Raw genomic sequence first — 15,793 nt, forward strand, 5'->3', positions numbered from 1 at the left:
CTTACTCCGCCAAGGAGGCCAGGGCCTCGGTTACGGTAGCCACGGTTGGCTCCTGGATGGATCCGACAATTGTGCCGTCCTTCATCAGCAAGACATTGTCTGCATAGGACGCGGCCACCGGGTCGTGGGTGACCATGATGATGGTCTGGCCCATTTCACGGGTGGACGTGCGCATCAAGGACAGCACTTCGGCGCCGGTACGCGAGTCGAGGTTGCCGGTCGGCTCGTCGCCGAAGACCACTTCCGGCCGGGTGAGCAGTGCTCGGGCTACCGCGACACGTTGCTGCTGGCCGCCGGAAAGTTCATGCGGTTTGTGGTTCAGGCGGTCGCCCAGGCCGAGCGCCTGGATGACGGTGTTGAACCAGTCGCGATCGTGCTTCTTGCCGGCCAGCGACAATGGCAGCAGGATGTTGTCCTTGGCGGTGATGGTTGGCACGAGGTTGAAAGACTGGAAGACAAAGCCGATCTGCTCGCGGCGCATCTCGGTCAGCTGGTCATCGCTCAGCTCCAGCAGGTTCTTGCCGCCGATGATGATTTCGCCGGAGTCGGCGGTATCAAGTCCTGCCAGGCAGTGCATCAGCGTGGATTTTCCGGAGCCCGATGGGCCCATGATGGCGGTGAAGCGGGATCGTTCGAAGGAAACGTTTACGTCGCGAAGGGCCTCAACCCGGGTGCTGTCATGCCCGTAGGTCTTGGTCAAGCCGCGGGCAGCGACCGCATTTTCGGTTTTTGGCAGAGTCTCAGAAGTCATATTAGAAATACTACAAAGCGCCTAGCCAAACCCGCATCCACCATCAGGACCTAGTTTCCCGGGGGTGCGTCATACCAAGGTATGAGCAAATTCGCGGACGCTCTGCCCCCGCAGGTTACCGATTAGCAGCCATGTTCGCGTTCGGTTTCCTGGTGCGATGCCGGCTCAATCTGGAAGGTCGAGTGCTCAACGCTCACGGTGAAATGATCTGCCACGCACTGCTGCAAATCCCGCAGCAGCCCACCGGCTACCCCAGCGGAGAACATCGAGTCCTCGACCACCACATGGGCGGTGAGCACCGGAAGGTTGGAGGCAATCTGGCTGGCGTGCAGATCGTGCACCGCGATCACCCCGGGCAATGCCTCCAAATGCGCTTTGACCCCGAGCAGGTCCAGGCCCCTAGGCGTGGATTCGAGCAGGATGTGGGTGGTTTCCCCCAGCAATTTCATGGCCCGGGGAACGATCAGGGCGCTGATCACCAGGGCTGCCACGGAGTCGGCGCGCATCCATCCGGTGTAGGTGATAACCAGCGCGGCGATGATAACGGCAACCGAGCCCAACGCGTCGTTGACTACTTCCAGGAAAGCCGCACGCATATTCAGGTTGCTATTGCGTCCCGCGGAAATGATCCACATGGAGATGACGTTGCCCAATAGGCCGATGATGCCGAAGGCCAGCAGTCCCTCCGGTTGGACCTCTGCAGGGGTGAAGAGCCGCCGCACGGCGTCGATGGCCGCATAGATGCCCACAGCCAGCAGCAATGCCGATTGGAAGGTGGCGGAGAGGACTTCTGCGCGGCGGAATCCCCAGGTGCGCTTGGTCGTTGGCTTGCGCATGATCAGGTTGGCAGCGGTCAGAGCCAGCAATAGCCCCAGGGTATCGGTCAGCATATGCGCTGCGTCGACCAGCAAGGCCAGCGAGTTGGTGACGATAGCGCCAACAACCTCGGCGACGAGGATTGTAGCGGTGATGGCGAAGGCCCAGGCCAGGCGGGTTCGGTTTGCTCCGGAATGATCATGGGAGTGCCCGTGAGAGTGATCGTGTCCCAAGTTCAGCCTTTCTTCGGATCCATGCTGTGCGCTTCTTCCCAATGGTGATGGGATGCCTCTTGCGGCAGAAGCGCCGAGGCGGCAGCGGTCAATGCGTCAAGTGCTTCACCCTGGCCCAGCGAGTAGATGCTGGCCCGGCCCTGGCTTCGGACGTGCACCAGGCCGGTGTCCTTCAGGCAGGACAGATGCGCGCTGACCGTGCTTTGGGCAAGCCCCAAATGCTCGGTCAGTTCCCTGACCTTATGCTCCCCGGTGCGCAGATGGTCCAGGATCAGCAGCCGTGCCGGGTCAGCGAGCGCGTGGAAGAGCGCAGCGAACTGGAGCTTGCCGCTGCGGATTTCCGATGCATCGATATCTGACTCTATTATCGCCATATAACGATGATAGGTGACTTTGCCGCGAAACGGAACGTTGCATGGCCAACTGCGCATCGCGATGGATGGCAAGATGAAAATATGACTGAAGATCTCATCGTTGGCGAAGACGGATTGGCGCGCCCTCGCTGGGCCGCCTCGAATGACATGCTCCGCACGTACTACGACGCCGAATGGGGCATGCCGATCACCTCCGAAGAGGGACTTTTCGAGCGGCTGAGCCTTGAGTGCTTCCAGTCAGGCCTGTCCTGGGCCATCATCCTTTCCAAGCGCGAGTCGTTCCGCCGCGCTTTCGAGCACTTCAATCCCGAGAAGGTCGCGTTGTTTACCGAGGACGATTTCAATCGCCTGATGGAAGACGCCGGGATCGTGCGCAATAGGCTCAAGATCCGCGCAACGATCGCCAACGCAGAAGCGACCCTGATGCTGCGCGAAGAGGGCGGCCTCTCGGATTTCGTGTGGTCCTTCAAGCCGGAACAGACCCCGGCTCCGCGTAATTTCACTGAAGTACCCACGCAAAGCCCCGAGTCCAAGGAACTGGCCAAGGCGCTGAAGAAGCGGGGTTTCAAGTTCGTGGGCCCGACCACCATGTACGCGTTGATGGAAGCCATCGGCATGGTCGATACCCATCTGGTCGGATCGCACCGCCGCGGCACTTCCGGCATTTGGGCCTGAGGTCATGGAACTGCGCCTACCGGCAACGGGAATTCTGGACGTCGGCCACGCACTGGCAGTCCTGGAATTGCATTCGCTGCCTGCCCAGGAGCGGCTGGATGCCGCTGCGGCCCAGCTGCACCGCGTCCTGCAGCTGGACGGGAACCTGGTTGAAGTTTCATTGAGCCTGGATCCTGCAGGCGTATCGCTCACCCACGACGCCCCGGCTGAATCCATTGCGCGCCTCACGGAGATCATCAACCATTGGCTTGGACTGCAGCAAGACACCACAGCTGCTTATGAAGCGCTCCAGGCCCTTCCTTGCTACCAGCCGCTCGCGATGGCTTACCCCTCCTTGCGGCTCATCAGCTACCCGGATATTTTCGAGGCCCTGGCCACCACGATCATTGGACAGCAGGTGTCCTTGGCGGCGGCACGGACCCTCGGCGGGCGCTACGTCGGCGCATTGGGCCAGCAGCATGGCTCGGGCCTTCGGGCTTTCCCCACAGCGGCCTCAACGGCCGCCTGCACGCCTGGGGAATTGCGTGCAATCATTCGCTGCCCGTTGCCGCGGGCAACGGCGCTGCACGCGGTAGCCGAATGGTTCGAGCACAGTGGAAAGTTCCTGCTCGGAGACGTGCCGGCATTCCTGGAGCAGCTCCAAGGGCTGCGCGGCGTGGGGCCATGGACGCGCAATTACCTTGCCCTGCGGGGTTTGCGGGATCCAGAGATCTTCCTGGAGTCGGATCTAGTAGTTCGCCGAGCCATGAGCAAGCTTCATGATCGCGGCGTCACTGTGGCGCCTCCACCGAAGGGTGCGGGCTACCTGGCCACGTTGCTGCTGTGGTCCTTCGACGCCGCCAAGCTGTAGCAACGAGAAAGGGAGCTTATCAAGGTGTGCAATCCTGATAAGCTCCCTTTTCGACGAATCGGCCGACTGAGCAAGTCAGCCGATTCTCCATTCCCCTTATTCAAGCCGGCTACGCCGCTCGCTGCTTCGAGGTGAGCAGCCCCGGCAAGCAGCGAACTAGCCGATAAATATCGGTCAAGCTTGACGCTTCTCCCGACCACACACGGGAGAAGCTCTGGAATAAGCATATCCTAAGAACCAGTAATAACGTCAAGCCCTGTTTGCGTAATTTTTCGATTTATTTCTTAGGTCGCTCTAACTTGCTCGATTTTGTCCGCGCCAAAAGACTAGTCGGCGAAGATCTTGCCAACTTCCGTACGCTTCTCGGCCTGGAATGCATCTTCTGCACGGCCAAAGGCCCAGTAGGCAGATAGCGACATGTCGCGGCGGTCCACGCCATGCTCGTCATAGAAGTATGCGCGCAGCTTCTTCATGACTTCGCGCTCACCGTGGGCAAAGACCTGCACCCGGCCCTCGGGCCATGGAATCCCCCGGACCACGGACTCCAGGATCGTGGTTTCAGGGGAGAATTCGACACCGCGGTGAATCCAGCGAATTTCCACGCCAGCCGGCGCCTGCAATTGCATTTCGTCAGCCTCGTCGGCAACTTCGATGACCACCAGGCCCCGCATCTGCGGGGCCATGGACTCCAAGGAGGCCGCAATGGCGGGAATGGCAGTTTCATCTCCGGCAAAGAAGTGGAAATCGAATTCATCCTTGGGGACAAACATTCCGCCCGGGCCCGAGAAGCAGATCGATGAGCCGATCTGCGCGTCACGCGCCCAAGGACCTGCTAGGCCCTCATCGCCATGGACCACGAAATCGACCTCGATGGTTCCCGCCTGCATATCGCTGCGGCGCACGGTATAGGTACGGCGAACCGGCAGATCCTCGGGAGCCAGCCACTCACGCAGCGCTTCCATGTCATAAGGCAATTCAAGGCCCAGTTCCGGCTTCGCGAACAGGAATTTCACGTAGCGGTCGGTCACCGGCTTGTCTGCGAAATCGCAGATGCCTGGACCGCCAAGGGTGAGCCGCACCAGATGAGGTGCGATATTCTCGCGCTTGAGGACCTGCAGGAGGACCTGGGGGCGCGCAGGTCGGCCTCCAGTTTGCGGGCGATCACCAGCCGGCTGGGACACAAAATCACTTCCTGTCTTAATAAGGGTAGATAGATCAATCCTAATTGACGGGAGCGCAAGTGGTTACTTCGGGAAGGTCGGAGGACCTTCATATGCACTGAGCGCCGCGCGTTCTCCGGGGCTCAAACGCTGCACCCGCGAGGACACCGGGTCGAAATAAGCCAACGTAGTGGAGGCCTTGACGCACAAATAGTCCTCCACCGGGTCACGGAACTCGTAGCAGATATCAAAGCTGGCAGGCTTGACATTGGCAACCCAGAGATCGACATTGACCGGCACGTTGCGGTATTCCAACGGGCGGGAATACCGCACCCGATGCTCGACAACGAGGATCTGGGTTCCGGCAGGCACTGCAGAGAAGATATCGGCCTGCGGCTGCGAGCCTGGCGCGCCGGTGCCACCGGGCACGCCAAAGCCGGCGATTCGCGCTTCTTCCATTAACCGGATCAGATTGACATTATTGACATGGCCGTAAGCATCCATGTCGCCCCAGCGCATAGGGACCTGCACCCGCAGAATGCTTTCTTCCATGGCTAATCTTCCTTCAGCAGGTTTGCGCCGTCATTGCCCACGATCCCCAACTTGGCCAGCTCCCGAAGGATCCGGGCTCCGTCCGGCTCGTAGACCCAACGCACCCCGGGGGTGGTTCGGCGCAGCTCATGCGAACGTCCGCCGGCTAGCACCGCTTCCGAAGGGGTCAGCTGGCGGATCACAATAGCCCTGACCAATTCGGGGTAGCGGCGCGCGAACTCCGCATAAATGGCCGGATCATGCTGGCCGTCATCGCCGATGAGCACCCATGAAATGTGCGGGAATTCTTCGGCCAGGCGGCGCAGCTGGTCAACCTTGTGCTGCATTCCGCTGCGGAACCAGGAACGGTCTGTTGGCCCCCAGTCGGTGAGCAGCAACGGCCCCTTCGGGTACAGGTTGCGCGAGATGAAGCGCTGCAGGGTCTGCGCGACATTCCATGCGCCGGTGGAAAGGTAGATGGTCGGAGCTCCTGGATGCTCGAGCAGCACCTTCTGGAGCATTACCGCCATCCCGGGGGTCGCCACGCGGGCATGCTCGGAGAGCACAAAGGAGTTCCACGCCGCCAGCATGGGGCGCGGCAGTGCGGTGACCACGACGGTGTCATCCACGTCGCTGATCACCCCGAACTTCTGCGCCTGGTCGATAACGAGAATCTTCGCCTGCGCGGCATCGCCGTTGTGGGCATGAAGCCGGATCTCATTCCAGCCCGCGGGCAGGTCGACTACCAGCTTCACATCAATCACGCCGCCACGGTCAGCCTGGACCTCGAAGCGCTGGTCGCCAACGTCAATGCTGACCTTGCCGCCGGGAAGGATCGGGGAAATGAAATTGCGGAAACCGCGAATGCCATCGGCAATGACCTGGGCTTGGTGCTGCCCGTCTTCAAAGGCGCCGGGCTTGGCCAGGACAACGCGGGCGAAGACGCGAATCCAGCCGCCGCTCGGTCCGGTAGAGCCATATCCCACATAGGGAAGGATTACCGCTTGGTGGCCGTTGGCCAGGGCGCGCCGTGCACGCCAACGATGCACTCCGTCTTCCATTCGCGAAGCTACATGCCGGGCATCGCCATCAGCCGAAATATGACTCATAGCCCCAGTCTTTCATGTCGACCGCCAAGCACGGGAAAACGACAACTTGTGTCTTGAGCCCTTGCCTTTTTCTACAAAGAGTAGAAAACTGGTGCTATGAAATTCGAACACGAGCTCAATAGTCCGGTCCTGGTATTGGATGAGGACCAATCGTGGCAGCTGCTCTCGCACAGCTCCCACGGACGCGTAGCAACTTCGGTTGCAGGGTTGATCGATATTGTTCCGGTGAACTACGCGGTGCACAACGGGAAGCTTTTCTTGCGCACCTCGCCCGGTAATAAGCTTGCGGCCATGGCGATCAATGAAAAGATCGCTTTCGAGGTCGACGGCATCCTTTCCGATGAAGCTTGGTCCGTTGTCGTGCACGGCAGCGCCGAAGTATTGGAGCATGAGGCCGATATCAAGGAGGCCCGCGAAAGCGGCGTCACTCCCTGGATCCCCACCCAGAAGGATTTCTGGATTCGGGTCAACATTGATTCGGTCTCCGGGCGCCACTTCGAGCTTGGCGAGCAACCAGAGGTCGCTGAATAGTTCTCTCCGATCTGCACGGCAAACGCCGCCTCCCGCCCAATGGCCATCGGGCTGGCAGCGGCGTTTCCAGCTTTAAGCCGATGCCTGGGAATAAGGGTAGAACCCTTCTCCGCTCTTGCGTCCGAGCTTGCCCGCAGCCACCTTTTCGGTGAACATCGGGTGCGGCTGGTCGGCCTCGTCACCGGTCTCGGCGTAGGTCGCCTGGGCGATGAAATCGATAACATCAAGGCCCACCATGTCCATCAGCTCGAACGGACCCATGGGGTGGCCCAAAGCGGTCTTCGCGGTGGTATCGATATCCTCGATGCTGGCGATTCCCTGGTGAGCCAGGTTCAGCGCCTCGGCGTTGATCGCACCCATCATGCGGTTGGCAATGAAACCCGGAATCTCCTTGTTCACCAGCACCGGGTTCTTCCCCAGCTGGTTGGCTACCTCGGTAACAGCCTGAATCGTGGCATCGCTGGTCTGCCCATGGCGGACTATTTCAACGCACTTCATGACCAATGCAGGGTTGAAGAAGTGCATATTGCACACCTGCGCTGGACGGCCGCTGGCCTGGGCCAGCTTCGAGGAGGGCAGCGTCGAGGAGTTCGTCGCCAGGATGGCGTGGGCCGGTGCATGCTCGCCCAGTTGGGCGAAGATCTGCTCCTTGATGTCCAGGCGCTCCACAGCAGCCTCGATCACCAAGTCGGCTGCGGAAGCAGCCTGGTTCAAGTCGGTGTTCTGGCTCAAGCGCCCCAGCGCCGCAGCTGCCGTGGGCTGGTCGAGTTTGCCTTTGGCCACGCGGCCGGCAGCCCAGGACTCCAGCTCGGTGCGTGCTGCGCCCAACGCGTCGGCAGAGATATCCTGCAGCACGGTGGCGTAGCCGCCCAGCGCGCAGCTCATCGCGATCTGCCGGCCCATGGTGCCGGCACCGATCACTAAAATACGTTCAATCCTCATTGACCATTCTTTCTTTGCAGTCCTGGCCTGCGCCTTTTAGCCGCGCAGGTAGGTCGTCGTGGTGTGCGTGTAGAACTCGCGAGCTGCTGCCCCCTGTTCCTTCGGTCCGTAGCCCGAAGCTTTCGCACCGCCAAAAGGCACGTGCGGGTCAGCTCCGGCTGACTCCGAATTTACATGCAGAATACCCACGTCGAGAGTTTGTTGCGCCTCCAGGGCCAGCGCAAGATTCGAAGTGAACAATGCCAGGCTCAAACCGTATTCCGAGTCTTCTGCAGCCTCGAAAGCTTCCTTCCACCCGTTGACTCGGCGGACGGACACGATGGGCGCGAAGAATTCTTCCTGCCAGGCGCAGTTGGCTCGCCCTGCTTCCCCCTCCGGAAGTTCCAGAATGGTTGGTGCCAGGAAGCTGCCGGTTCCCGGGGCCAGCCCGCGATAGCGCAGTGTTGCGCCCTGTGCCAGCGACCGGTCGATCCCCTGTGCCGCCGAGTTCGCCGCTTTGGCATCCACCAGCGGTCCCATATGCACTGACGGGTCCAGCGGGTCCCCGGTCACCCACTGCTCCAGCCTCTCGGTGAGCTTGGCCAAGAATGCGTCGGCGATGGACTCATCGAGGATCAGCCGGCTGGTGGCCGTGCACTTCTGGCCGGTGGAGCGGAAGGCGCCGAAAAGCACCTGCTCGCTGGCCAGGTCCAGGTCTGCGTCGGCCAGCACTACCGAAGCATTCTTGCCGCCCATTTCGGCCTGCACCGGAATCCCCCGGGCCGCACCTGCCGCGCAGAGTTTGCGCCCGACACCGGTGGAACCGGTGAAAGTCAGCCCGTCCAAATGCTCATTGGCGATGAAGGCATCACCCAGCGCGCCCGGGCCGATGACCAGGTTCAGTACACCAGCGGGCAGCCCTCCGTGCTCCAGGGCCTGCACAAAGCGCATGGCCAGCAACGGCACCAGGCTGGCCGGCTTGAACACCACGGTATTGCCGAAAACCAGCGCCGGGGCGATCTTCCAAGCCGGAATCCCGATCGGGAAGTTGAACGGGGTGATCACCCCGATCACCCCCAGCGGCTTGTGGGTAACCAGAATCTGTTCCCCGGCGCGCGGGGATTGGAAGACGGTGCCGGCAGCGCGCTCCGCTTCGCCGGAATAGTAGGCCAGGATCTGTGCGGCCCGCAGCACCTCGCCGATTCCCTCGGCTCTGGTCTTGCCCTCTTCGGCGGCCAGTTCCGCTCCGAAGTCCTCCGCATGCTCCTTCAGGTATCCGGCGGCCTTGGCCAGAATCGCCCCGCGGGCGGCCATCGGAGTGGACGCCCAGGATTTCTTGGCCCGGTGGGCGGCGCCGAAAGCGGCGTCCACCTGGTCCACGCTGGCCGCGGTGCCCTCCGCGAGCACGATGGAGTCGTCGGCGGCCGCCTTCGAATCGATGCGGCGGCCTTCGCCAGGCACCCATGCGCCATTGATGCAGTGCTCCAGGGTGGCAAGTGTTGTGGAAAGGTTCATTTGCTTGGTTCTCCCGTCTTCCTTGGCTTCGCGGCTTAGCGGAAGGCCGGCACGCCGGTGAGCTTGTTGCCCAGGATCAGCGTGTGCACCTCGTCGGTGCCCTCGTAGGTGCGCACCGATTCCAGGTTGTTGGCGTGGCGCAATGGCGAGTAATCCAGCGTGATGCCGTTGCCTCCCAGGATGGTGCGTGCTTCGCGGCAGATCGCGATGGCTTCACGGCAGTTGTTCAGCTTCCCTACCGAGATCATATGCAGGTCCAAATTCCCGGCATCCTTCAACCGGCCGATGTGCAGGGCCAGCAGGAAGCCCTTGTTGATTTCCAGGGCCATGTCCACCAGCTTCTGCTGGGTCATCTGGTATCCGGCCAGCGGCTTGTCGAACTGCAGGCGTTCCTGCGAGTAGGCCAATGCCACCTCGAATGAATCGCGGGCGGCCCCCATGGAACCCCACAAGATGCCGTAGCGGGCTTCGTTCAGGCAGGAGAACGGCCCCTTCAGGCCCTTGGCATTCGGCAATACCGCCGAACCAGGCAGGCGCACATCGACCAGATCGATTTCGCACTGGATGGAGGCGCGCATGGACAGCTTCTGCTCGATCGGGGTGGCGGTGAAGCCCGGGGTGCTGGTTGGCACGACGAAGCCGCGGATGCCCTCATCGGTCTGTGCCCAGATCACCGCCACTTGCGCCACATTGGCCAGCCCGATCCAGCGCTTGGAACCGTTGATCACCCAGTCATCGCCGTCGCGGCGGGCGAAGGTCTTCATGCTCGACGGGTCGGAACCTGCCGTTGGTTCGGTCAGGCCAAAGCAGCCAATGGCTTCGCCGGCGGCCATCTTGGGCAGCCATTGCTGCTTCTGCTCCTCGGAGCCGTGCTTGTAGATGGCGCTCATGGCCAACGATCCCTGGACCGAAACGAAGGTGCGCAGCCCCGAATCGCCGGCTTCCAGCTCGGCGCCGGCAATGCCGTATTCCACGGCCGAGCGGCCGGCGCAGCCGTAGCCTTCCAGGTGCATGCCCAGCAGGCCCAGCTTGGCCATCTCCGGAACGATCTCCAGCGGGAAGACTGCGTCGTTGTACCACTTGGCGATATTCGGCTTGATGTTCTCGTTGACGAAACCGCGCACGGTATCGCGCAGGGCCAGTTCCTCCGCCGAGAGCAGCGAATCGAAATTGATCAGGTCGGCCGGATCCAGAAGGCGTTCTGCGGTGCTCATATTAAGTCTCCTTGAAAGTTCTTGCGATTAGCTATTTGCCAGGGTGCCCAGAAGCGCTTGGTGCTCCCCGTGGGCCGGCGGGATGGTGCGGTATTGGGCGCCGGTGCGCGAGAGCCCGATGGGGCTGGCGATCTGCTCGGTCGCTTCCCCGGTGTCCGGATCGGTGATCAGCGCGACGGGATCCAGGCCAAGGTCCTTGGCGAAGTCGATGGCCTCGGCGATGGAGTTGACTTTTCCGGCGGGCACTCCCGCGGACATCAGCGCATTCGCCCAGTGCGCGGCAGTGGCTGAGGCGGTGGCCGCTTCGATGATTGCCTTGAGTTCTTCGCGGTGGGCCACCCGTGCGCTATTGCTGCTGAAGCGCGGATCCTGGGCTAGGTCCGGCTGGCCAAGATGCTTGGCCAAGGCAGCGAACTGGCGGTCATTGCCCACGGCGATGGCCACCACGCCGTCGTTGGCCGCGAAGGTTTCATAGGGGGCAATGCTCGGGTGCGCGTTGCCCATGCGTTCCGGGGATTTTCCGGTAGCCAGCGTGCTGCTGGACTGGTTGGTCAGTCCGGCCAGCAGCGAGCCGAGCAAGTTGACGGTCACCCGCTGGCCGATACCGCTGGCATCGCGTTCGCGCATGGCCAGCAGGATGCCGGCAACCGCATTCTGCGCCGCCAATACGTCCACCAGGGCAACGCCGGCCTTGCTCGGAGGCCCGTCTGGTTCTCCAGTGATGCTCATCAGTCCGCCCACTGCCTGCACCAGCAGGTCGAAGCCGGGCAAGGTTGCACCCTGCTTTTCGCCGAAGCCCGAGATGGAGCAATAGACCAGTGCCGGGTTCAGCTCGCGCAGGCTCTCGTAGTCCAGCCCGAATTTGGCCAGGACGCCGGGGCGGAAATTCTCCACCAGCACGTCAGCGTCGCGGATCAATCCGCGCAGGGCCTGCAACTGGGTCGCGTCCGCGAAGTCGGCGACTACTGCCTGCTTGTTGCGGTTCACCGACCAGTAGTAGGTGCTGATGCCTTGGGCATTGACCGGAGGCTTCCAGCTGCGGGTCTCATCGCCAGCAGCGTTCTCCACCTTGAGAACTTCGGCTCCGAAGTCGGCCAGGGTCATGGAGCACAGCGGCCCGGCCAAGATGCGCGAGAGGTCGATGACCTTGACCCCTTCAAGCGGTTGGCTCATTTGCTTCCACACCTTCAATCCGCACAGAATTGCTTAGTTACATGTTGCATGCAACTCTATGTTGTCCGGATCACCCTTGGCAAGGATTTTCAGGATGTTTCGCTTCTTGGGTCTGCAGGGGGCGCGGAATGCCCTAGGAAATCAAGGCGTCCAGCCGCTCCAGGAACGGTTCTGCGTCCAGTCCCGGGGTCCGCGAACACACCGAGCGGATCAGCATCTGCGCGGTGCGCATGACGTGGCCCCGAACGGCCAGCGCGGCGGCGTCGGGGTCCTTAGCCAGAATCGCCTCCATGATCTCCTCGCGGTCCCCGGCCAGGTCCTGGCTGGAGCGGGCGAAGGGCACGGTGGTCTGCCCGTGGGCCAGGACAAGGTTGCGCAGCTCCCCCACCACGCTGTCGAGTTTCGCATTTCCGGCCAGCCCCAGAAGGCACAGGTGGAATTCCTTGTCCGCTTCCAGCGTCGCCCGGCCATCACCGGTTTCGCCGATTGCGAGCATTCGCTGGTGCAACGACTTCAGCTGGTTGATATCAGCCTCGGTCGCGTTCCGCACGCCACGTGCGGCAGCTGGAGGCTCGATAGCCAAACGCAGCTGGAAGACTTCGACAATGTCCTCCAATGAAATCTGGTTGACGCGCACCCCGCGGTTTTTCGCCACGGTAACGATTCCCTCTTTTTCCAGCAGCTGCAAGGCCTCGCGCACCGGAGTTCGCGAGACGCCGAGCTTTTCCGAGATGCCAATGGCCGAGTAGTGCTCCCCCGGAGCCATCTCACCGGCAACGATGGCGGCACGGATCATCGTGGTCACCTGCTCGGTAAGAGATACCTTCGGCTTAATCGGTTGCATGCTACTCATGGTCTGAAGCTTATCCTGATTCGACCCGGCGGCAAGGCCAGGTACTAGATCGTCTTGCGCAATGGCACTTCCTTGATGAGCAATACGCAGAAGAAGGCAACCACGGCTACGGCCGCCGAGACGATGAAGACGATCCCTGTCGCCTCGCCATACGCCGATTCCACCACCTGCCGTAACGCATCTGGCATCCCGGAAAGATTCAAGGAATCCCCGGTGGCCGGGGCTGAGGACAGCTGCCCCTTGGCCGCTAATGATTCGGTAATAAGATCTGCCACATTGCGCGAAAGCAGCGCGCCGAGCACCGCCACACCTGCTGAGCCGCCTACAGAACGGAAAAACGCCACCGAAGAACTTGCCGCCCCGATATCGGTAACTTTCACCGTGTTCTGCACCGAGAGCACCAAGTTCTGCAGCATGAATCCCATGCCCACGCCGTTGAGGAACATGCCACAGGCCAAGAGCCAGTATTCGGTATCCTGGCGCATCAGCCCGAGCAGGCCGAGTCCGGCGATGTTCAGGACCGAACCGATGAGCAGATAGATCTTCCAACGGCCGAAGCGGGTAATCATCTGCCCGGAGAAGACGGACCCGAAGTAGTTGCCCGCGATCATTGGCAAGGTCATGAGGCCGGCCATGGTCGGTGTCGCTTCGCGGGCGATCTGGAAGTACTGGCCGATGAATGCGCCGGTGCCGAACATCCCCACGCCAATCGAGATCGAGGCGAGAATCGCCAGCGACGTTGTTCGGGTGCAAATGATCTTCAGCGGAATGATCGGTTCACGAACCCGTGATTCAACAAGCAGCAACGCGGCAACCAGCAATAGGAACATCGAGACCATCGTGTAGGTCTGCCACGAATTCCAGCCGAAATAGTCGGCTTTGCCTACATAGGAGACCCAGATCAGCAGGATCGAGACGGCGGTGGTCAACAGGACCGCGCCGACCCAATCGATATGCACCGGACGCTTGAGGTGCTTCAGGTGCAGGGTCCGGTGGATCAAGAGCATGGAGAGCAGGCTGATCGGGATGCCGAAGAAGAAGCACCAGCGCCAGCCCAGGGGCGAGTCCACGATGAATCCGCCGAGCAGCGGTCCTGCTGCGGTAGATACAGCCATGACGGCACCGAAATATCCCGAATAGCGTCCACGTTCCCGTGGCGGGATGACCGTGCCGATGACTGCCATGCCCATGGCGGTCAGCCCGCCCATGCCGATGCCCTGGATGACCCGGGCGAACAGCAGAACGGGTATGGACCACGCGAGTCCGGCCAGCAACGAGCCGAGCACGAACACCAGAATTCCGGCTTGCAGCAGCTTCTTCTTGTCGAAGAGATCCGCCATTTTCCCCCAGATGGGAGTGGTGGCGGCATTAGCCAGCAGCGTGGTGCTCAAAACCCAGTTGAAGTCGGTTTGCGAGCCGCCCAGGACATCCATGATGGTCGGCAGCGCAATAGACACAATGGTCGCCGCCAGCATGGCAGCGAAGAAGGATGCCAGGACGCCAGCGATGGATTTGAGCACCTCGCGTTGATTCATCTGCGGCTGGTCTGCCGCTGTCTCGGTGAGGTCAGTGGGACGTTCCTTTTCCGGCATGCTCTTATCCAAGGTCGGAATTCTCCGCATTGCCGAACTGCTCGGTCCGTTGGGATTGGATGCCGCGGATCATCGTCGCGTTCAATTCGCTCAGCGCGTGCGCGACGCTGGCCAAGCGCTCGGCATCCCAGTCCGGAAGGACATCCCGCATTCGCTCCAGGCGCAAGCGGTCGCGGAATTCAAGCCGCTCGCAACCCGCCTCGGTCACCCAGAGCACGTGGCGGCGGGCGTCGATCTTGCTGGGCTGCTTGGCTACCAGGCCCATTTGCTCCAGTTCCGCCAAATGCCGGCTCATCGCCGCGGTGCCGATCCCCAAGGACTGCGCAAGGTCGGCAGCATGCGTGGGTTCACGGGTTTTCAACGTCTTGAGCACGTGATGGGAGGCGTTTGATACCTCGGGGTCAGTCTGATCCATATGCGAAAACACGCGAAGGATCCTGGAACTGCGGGCCAACTCGTCGAGCAGGATTTTGAGTTCAGAATCCGAAGGGCTATCTGGAGACTTGTCCACGATCTATCGGCTGCCTATCTATTGTGTTTCCACCAATGTAAGTTCGAATCGTTGCTCCAGTCAACGTTTTTGCCTGTTGCCACGGCGGTAAGCTGGTGTTGTGAATGATCAGCGAGTCCAAGCCAGCACGCAATACGCCGAAGAATTACGTCTTTCCGCGCTGAAGGCAGCTCGCCAGTCCGCCGAGCTGCTGCGCGCTTCCTTCCGCGGCAACGTGGTAGCCGAGCATAAAACCAACACCCATGACCTGGTCACCGACATCGACCGGCAGAGCCAGCGGCTCATCACTGCCTCACTGCTATCGGCCCACCCGGATTCCTGGGTTCTCGGCGAAGAGCAGGTCTCTGGCGATCAAGGACGGCAGGCCGCCGGGAAGGTGCAGTGGATTGTCGATCCGATTGACGGCACCAGCAACTTCGTCCACGGCGTGGCATTCTTCTGCATCTCGATTGCCGCAGCCATCGATGGAGAACTGATGGCCGCCGCAATCCTCGATCCGGTTTCTGGTGATGAATTCAGCGCCAATTCGACTGCCGCGTTCCTCAACGGGCAGGTCCTTGAGCCCGGTTCCCGTCCCGAGCAGTCCCGCGCCAACCTGATGACGGATTACCCGGGAGCAGAATCCATGCTCAAGGACGGGGATCTGTCCTTGGAACTCTTTGGCCAGTGGATCCAGGACTTCGCCACGGTACGCCGCAAGGTCTGCGCGGCGCTGGCCTTAGCCCATGTTGCCGCAGGCTGGTGCGACGCCACCATCGGGTTCGATACCAAGGTGTGGGATGTGGCTGCCGGAGCGCATCTGGTGCGCATGGCCCAGGGCACGTTCCGCGGCTTGTCCTACGGACAGGCAGGACTCGCCGACCACTACTGCCCCGGTTTCATCGCGCAAGGGCCCGGCGCCGATTATCCTTCCTTGGCAACCGCAGCCGAGCGGATCCATCAGCTGCGCACGGGCCGCTGAGCCAACAAATCTGACAATATCGA

17 protein-coding genes are annotated in these 15,793 nt (G+C 61.5%); 4 read left to right on the forward strand and 13 right to left on the reverse strand.

Features of this window, described 5'->3' with window-relative positions; translation table 11 throughout:
* Position 1 precedes the first annotated feature (1 nt).
* The 3 genes from EDF61_RS02880 to EDF61_RS02890 form a co-directional block, all read right to left on the reverse strand.
* Entirely contained in the window at positions 2-751 is a 750-nt protein-coding gene (locus tag EDF61_RS02880; RefSeq protein WP_105657341.1) for an ABC transporter ATP-binding protein, read from the reverse strand.
* A gap of 122 nt (positions 752-873) precedes the next feature.
* Positions 874-1,800, reverse strand: coding sequence for a cation diffusion facilitator family transporter (locus tag EDF61_RS02885; RefSeq protein ID WP_105661620.1), 927 nt, complete (start codon positions 1,798-1,800; stop codon positions 874-876).
* A 2-nt stretch (positions 1,801-1,802) separates the two neighbouring features.
* Positions 1,803-2,174: an ArsR/SmtB family transcription factor gene (locus EDF61_RS02890; RefSeq protein WP_105657339.1), complete on the reverse strand. Its 372-nt coding sequence runs from the start codon at positions 2,172-2,174 to the stop codon at positions 1,803-1,805.
* A gap of 81 nt (positions 2,175-2,255) precedes the next feature.
* Here EDF61_RS02890 and EDF61_RS02895 point away from each other — a divergent pair, with 81 nt between their 5' ends.
* Both EDF61_RS02895 and EDF61_RS02900 read left to right on the forward strand, forming a co-directional pair.
* Positions 2,256-2,849 (forward strand): DNA-3-methyladenine glycosylase I, encoded by a 594-nt coding sequence (locus tag EDF61_RS02895; protein WP_105657338.1) that lies wholly within the window; start codon positions 2,256-2,258, stop codon positions 2,847-2,849.
* Positions 2,850-2,853: 4 nt separating this feature from the next.
* Positions 2,854-3,699, forward strand: coding sequence for a DNA-3-methyladenine glycosylase family protein (locus tag EDF61_RS02900; RefSeq protein WP_133833208.1), 846 nt, complete (start codon positions 2,854-2,856; stop codon positions 3,697-3,699).
* 326 nt (positions 3,700-4,025) lie between these two features.
* Here the strand turns inward: EDF61_RS02900 and EDF61_RS02905 are convergent, their stop codons facing one another.
* From EDF61_RS02905 to EDF61_RS02915, 3 genes are all read right to left on the reverse strand, one after another.
* Positions 4,026-4,880 carry a siderophore-interacting protein gene (locus EDF61_RS02905; protein ID WP_133833209.1) on the reverse strand — a complete coding sequence of 285 codons (855 nt, stop codon included), beginning with the start codon at positions 4,878-4,880 and terminating at the stop codon, positions 4,026-4,028.
* Between the two features lie 63 nt (positions 4,881-4,943).
* Complete coding sequence (locus EDF61_RS02910) at positions 4,944-5,411, reverse strand: acyl-CoA thioesterase (RefSeq protein WP_105661618.1); 468 nt, start codon at positions 5,409-5,411, stop codon at positions 4,944-4,946.
* A gap of 2 nt (positions 5,412-5,413) precedes the next feature.
* Entirely contained in the window at positions 5,414-6,499 is a 1,086-nt protein-coding gene (locus EDF61_RS02915) for an App1 family protein phosphatidate phosphatase (RefSeq protein ID WP_105661617.1), read from the reverse strand.
* 96 nt (positions 6,500-6,595) lie between these two features.
* Between EDF61_RS02915 and EDF61_RS02920 the strand changes: the two genes are divergently transcribed.
* Positions 6,596-7,030, forward strand: a complete 435-nt coding sequence (locus EDF61_RS02920) for a pyridoxamine 5'-phosphate oxidase family protein (RefSeq protein WP_105657333.1) — start codon at positions 6,596-6,598, stop codon at positions 7,028-7,030.
* A 72-nt stretch (positions 7,031-7,102) separates the two neighbouring features.
* On the opposite strand, the gene EDF61_RS02925 is transcribed toward EDF61_RS02920, so the two are convergent.
* The 7 genes from EDF61_RS02925 to EDF61_RS02955 all read right to left on the reverse strand — a co-directional run bounded on the left by EDF61_RS02925 (position 7,103) and on the right by EDF61_RS02955 (position 14,725).
* Entirely contained in the window at positions 7,103-7,972 is an 870-nt protein-coding gene (locus tag EDF61_RS02925; RefSeq protein WP_133833210.1) for a 3-hydroxyacyl-CoA dehydrogenase family protein, read from the reverse strand.
* Between the two features lie 36 nt (positions 7,973-8,008).
* Positions 8,009-9,466 (reverse strand): aldehyde dehydrogenase family protein, encoded by a 1,458-nt coding sequence (locus EDF61_RS02930; RefSeq protein ID WP_133833211.1) that lies wholly within the window; start codon positions 9,464-9,466, stop codon positions 8,009-8,011.
* A 35-nt stretch (positions 9,467-9,501) separates the two neighbouring features.
* On the reverse strand, positions 9,502-10,680 hold the full coding sequence (locus EDF61_RS02935) for an acyl-CoA dehydrogenase family protein (RefSeq protein ID WP_105657330.1): 1,179 nt from the start codon (positions 10,678-10,680) through the stop codon (positions 9,502-9,504).
* Positions 10,681-10,707: 27 nt separating this feature from the next.
* On the reverse strand, positions 10,708-11,853 hold the full coding sequence (locus tag EDF61_RS02940) for a CaiB/BaiF CoA transferase family protein (RefSeq protein ID WP_133833212.1): 1,146 nt from the start codon (positions 11,851-11,853) through the stop codon (positions 10,708-10,710).
* Between the two features lie 133 nt (positions 11,854-11,986).
* Positions 11,987-12,706 carry a GntR family transcriptional regulator gene (locus EDF61_RS02945; protein WP_105657328.1) on the reverse strand — a complete coding sequence of 240 codons (720 nt, stop codon included), beginning with the start codon at positions 12,704-12,706 and terminating at the stop codon, positions 11,987-11,989.
* 44 nt (positions 12,707-12,750) lie between these two features.
* Positions 12,751-14,310, reverse strand: coding sequence for an MFS transporter (locus tag EDF61_RS02950; RefSeq protein ID WP_133833213.1), 1,560 nt, complete (start codon positions 14,308-14,310; stop codon positions 12,751-12,753).
* Entirely contained in the window at positions 14,303-14,725 is a 423-nt protein-coding gene (locus EDF61_RS02955; protein WP_208294217.1) for a MarR family winged helix-turn-helix transcriptional regulator, read from the reverse strand. Before EDF61_RS02955 ends, EDF61_RS02950 begins: the two co-directional genes overlap by 8 nt.
* A 184-nt stretch (positions 14,726-14,909) precedes the next feature.
* Between EDF61_RS02955 and EDF61_RS02960 the strand changes: the two genes are divergently transcribed.
* Entirely contained in the window at positions 14,910-15,770 is an 861-nt protein-coding gene (locus EDF61_RS02960; protein ID WP_133833214.1) for an inositol monophosphatase family protein, read from the forward strand.
* Positions 15,771-15,793: the final 23 nt, after the last annotated feature.

This window comes from Arthrobacter sp. JUb115 (genome assembly GCF_004365035.1).
Taxonomy (GTDB): domain Bacteria; phylum Actinomycetota; class Actinomycetes; order Actinomycetales; family Micrococcaceae; genus Glutamicibacter.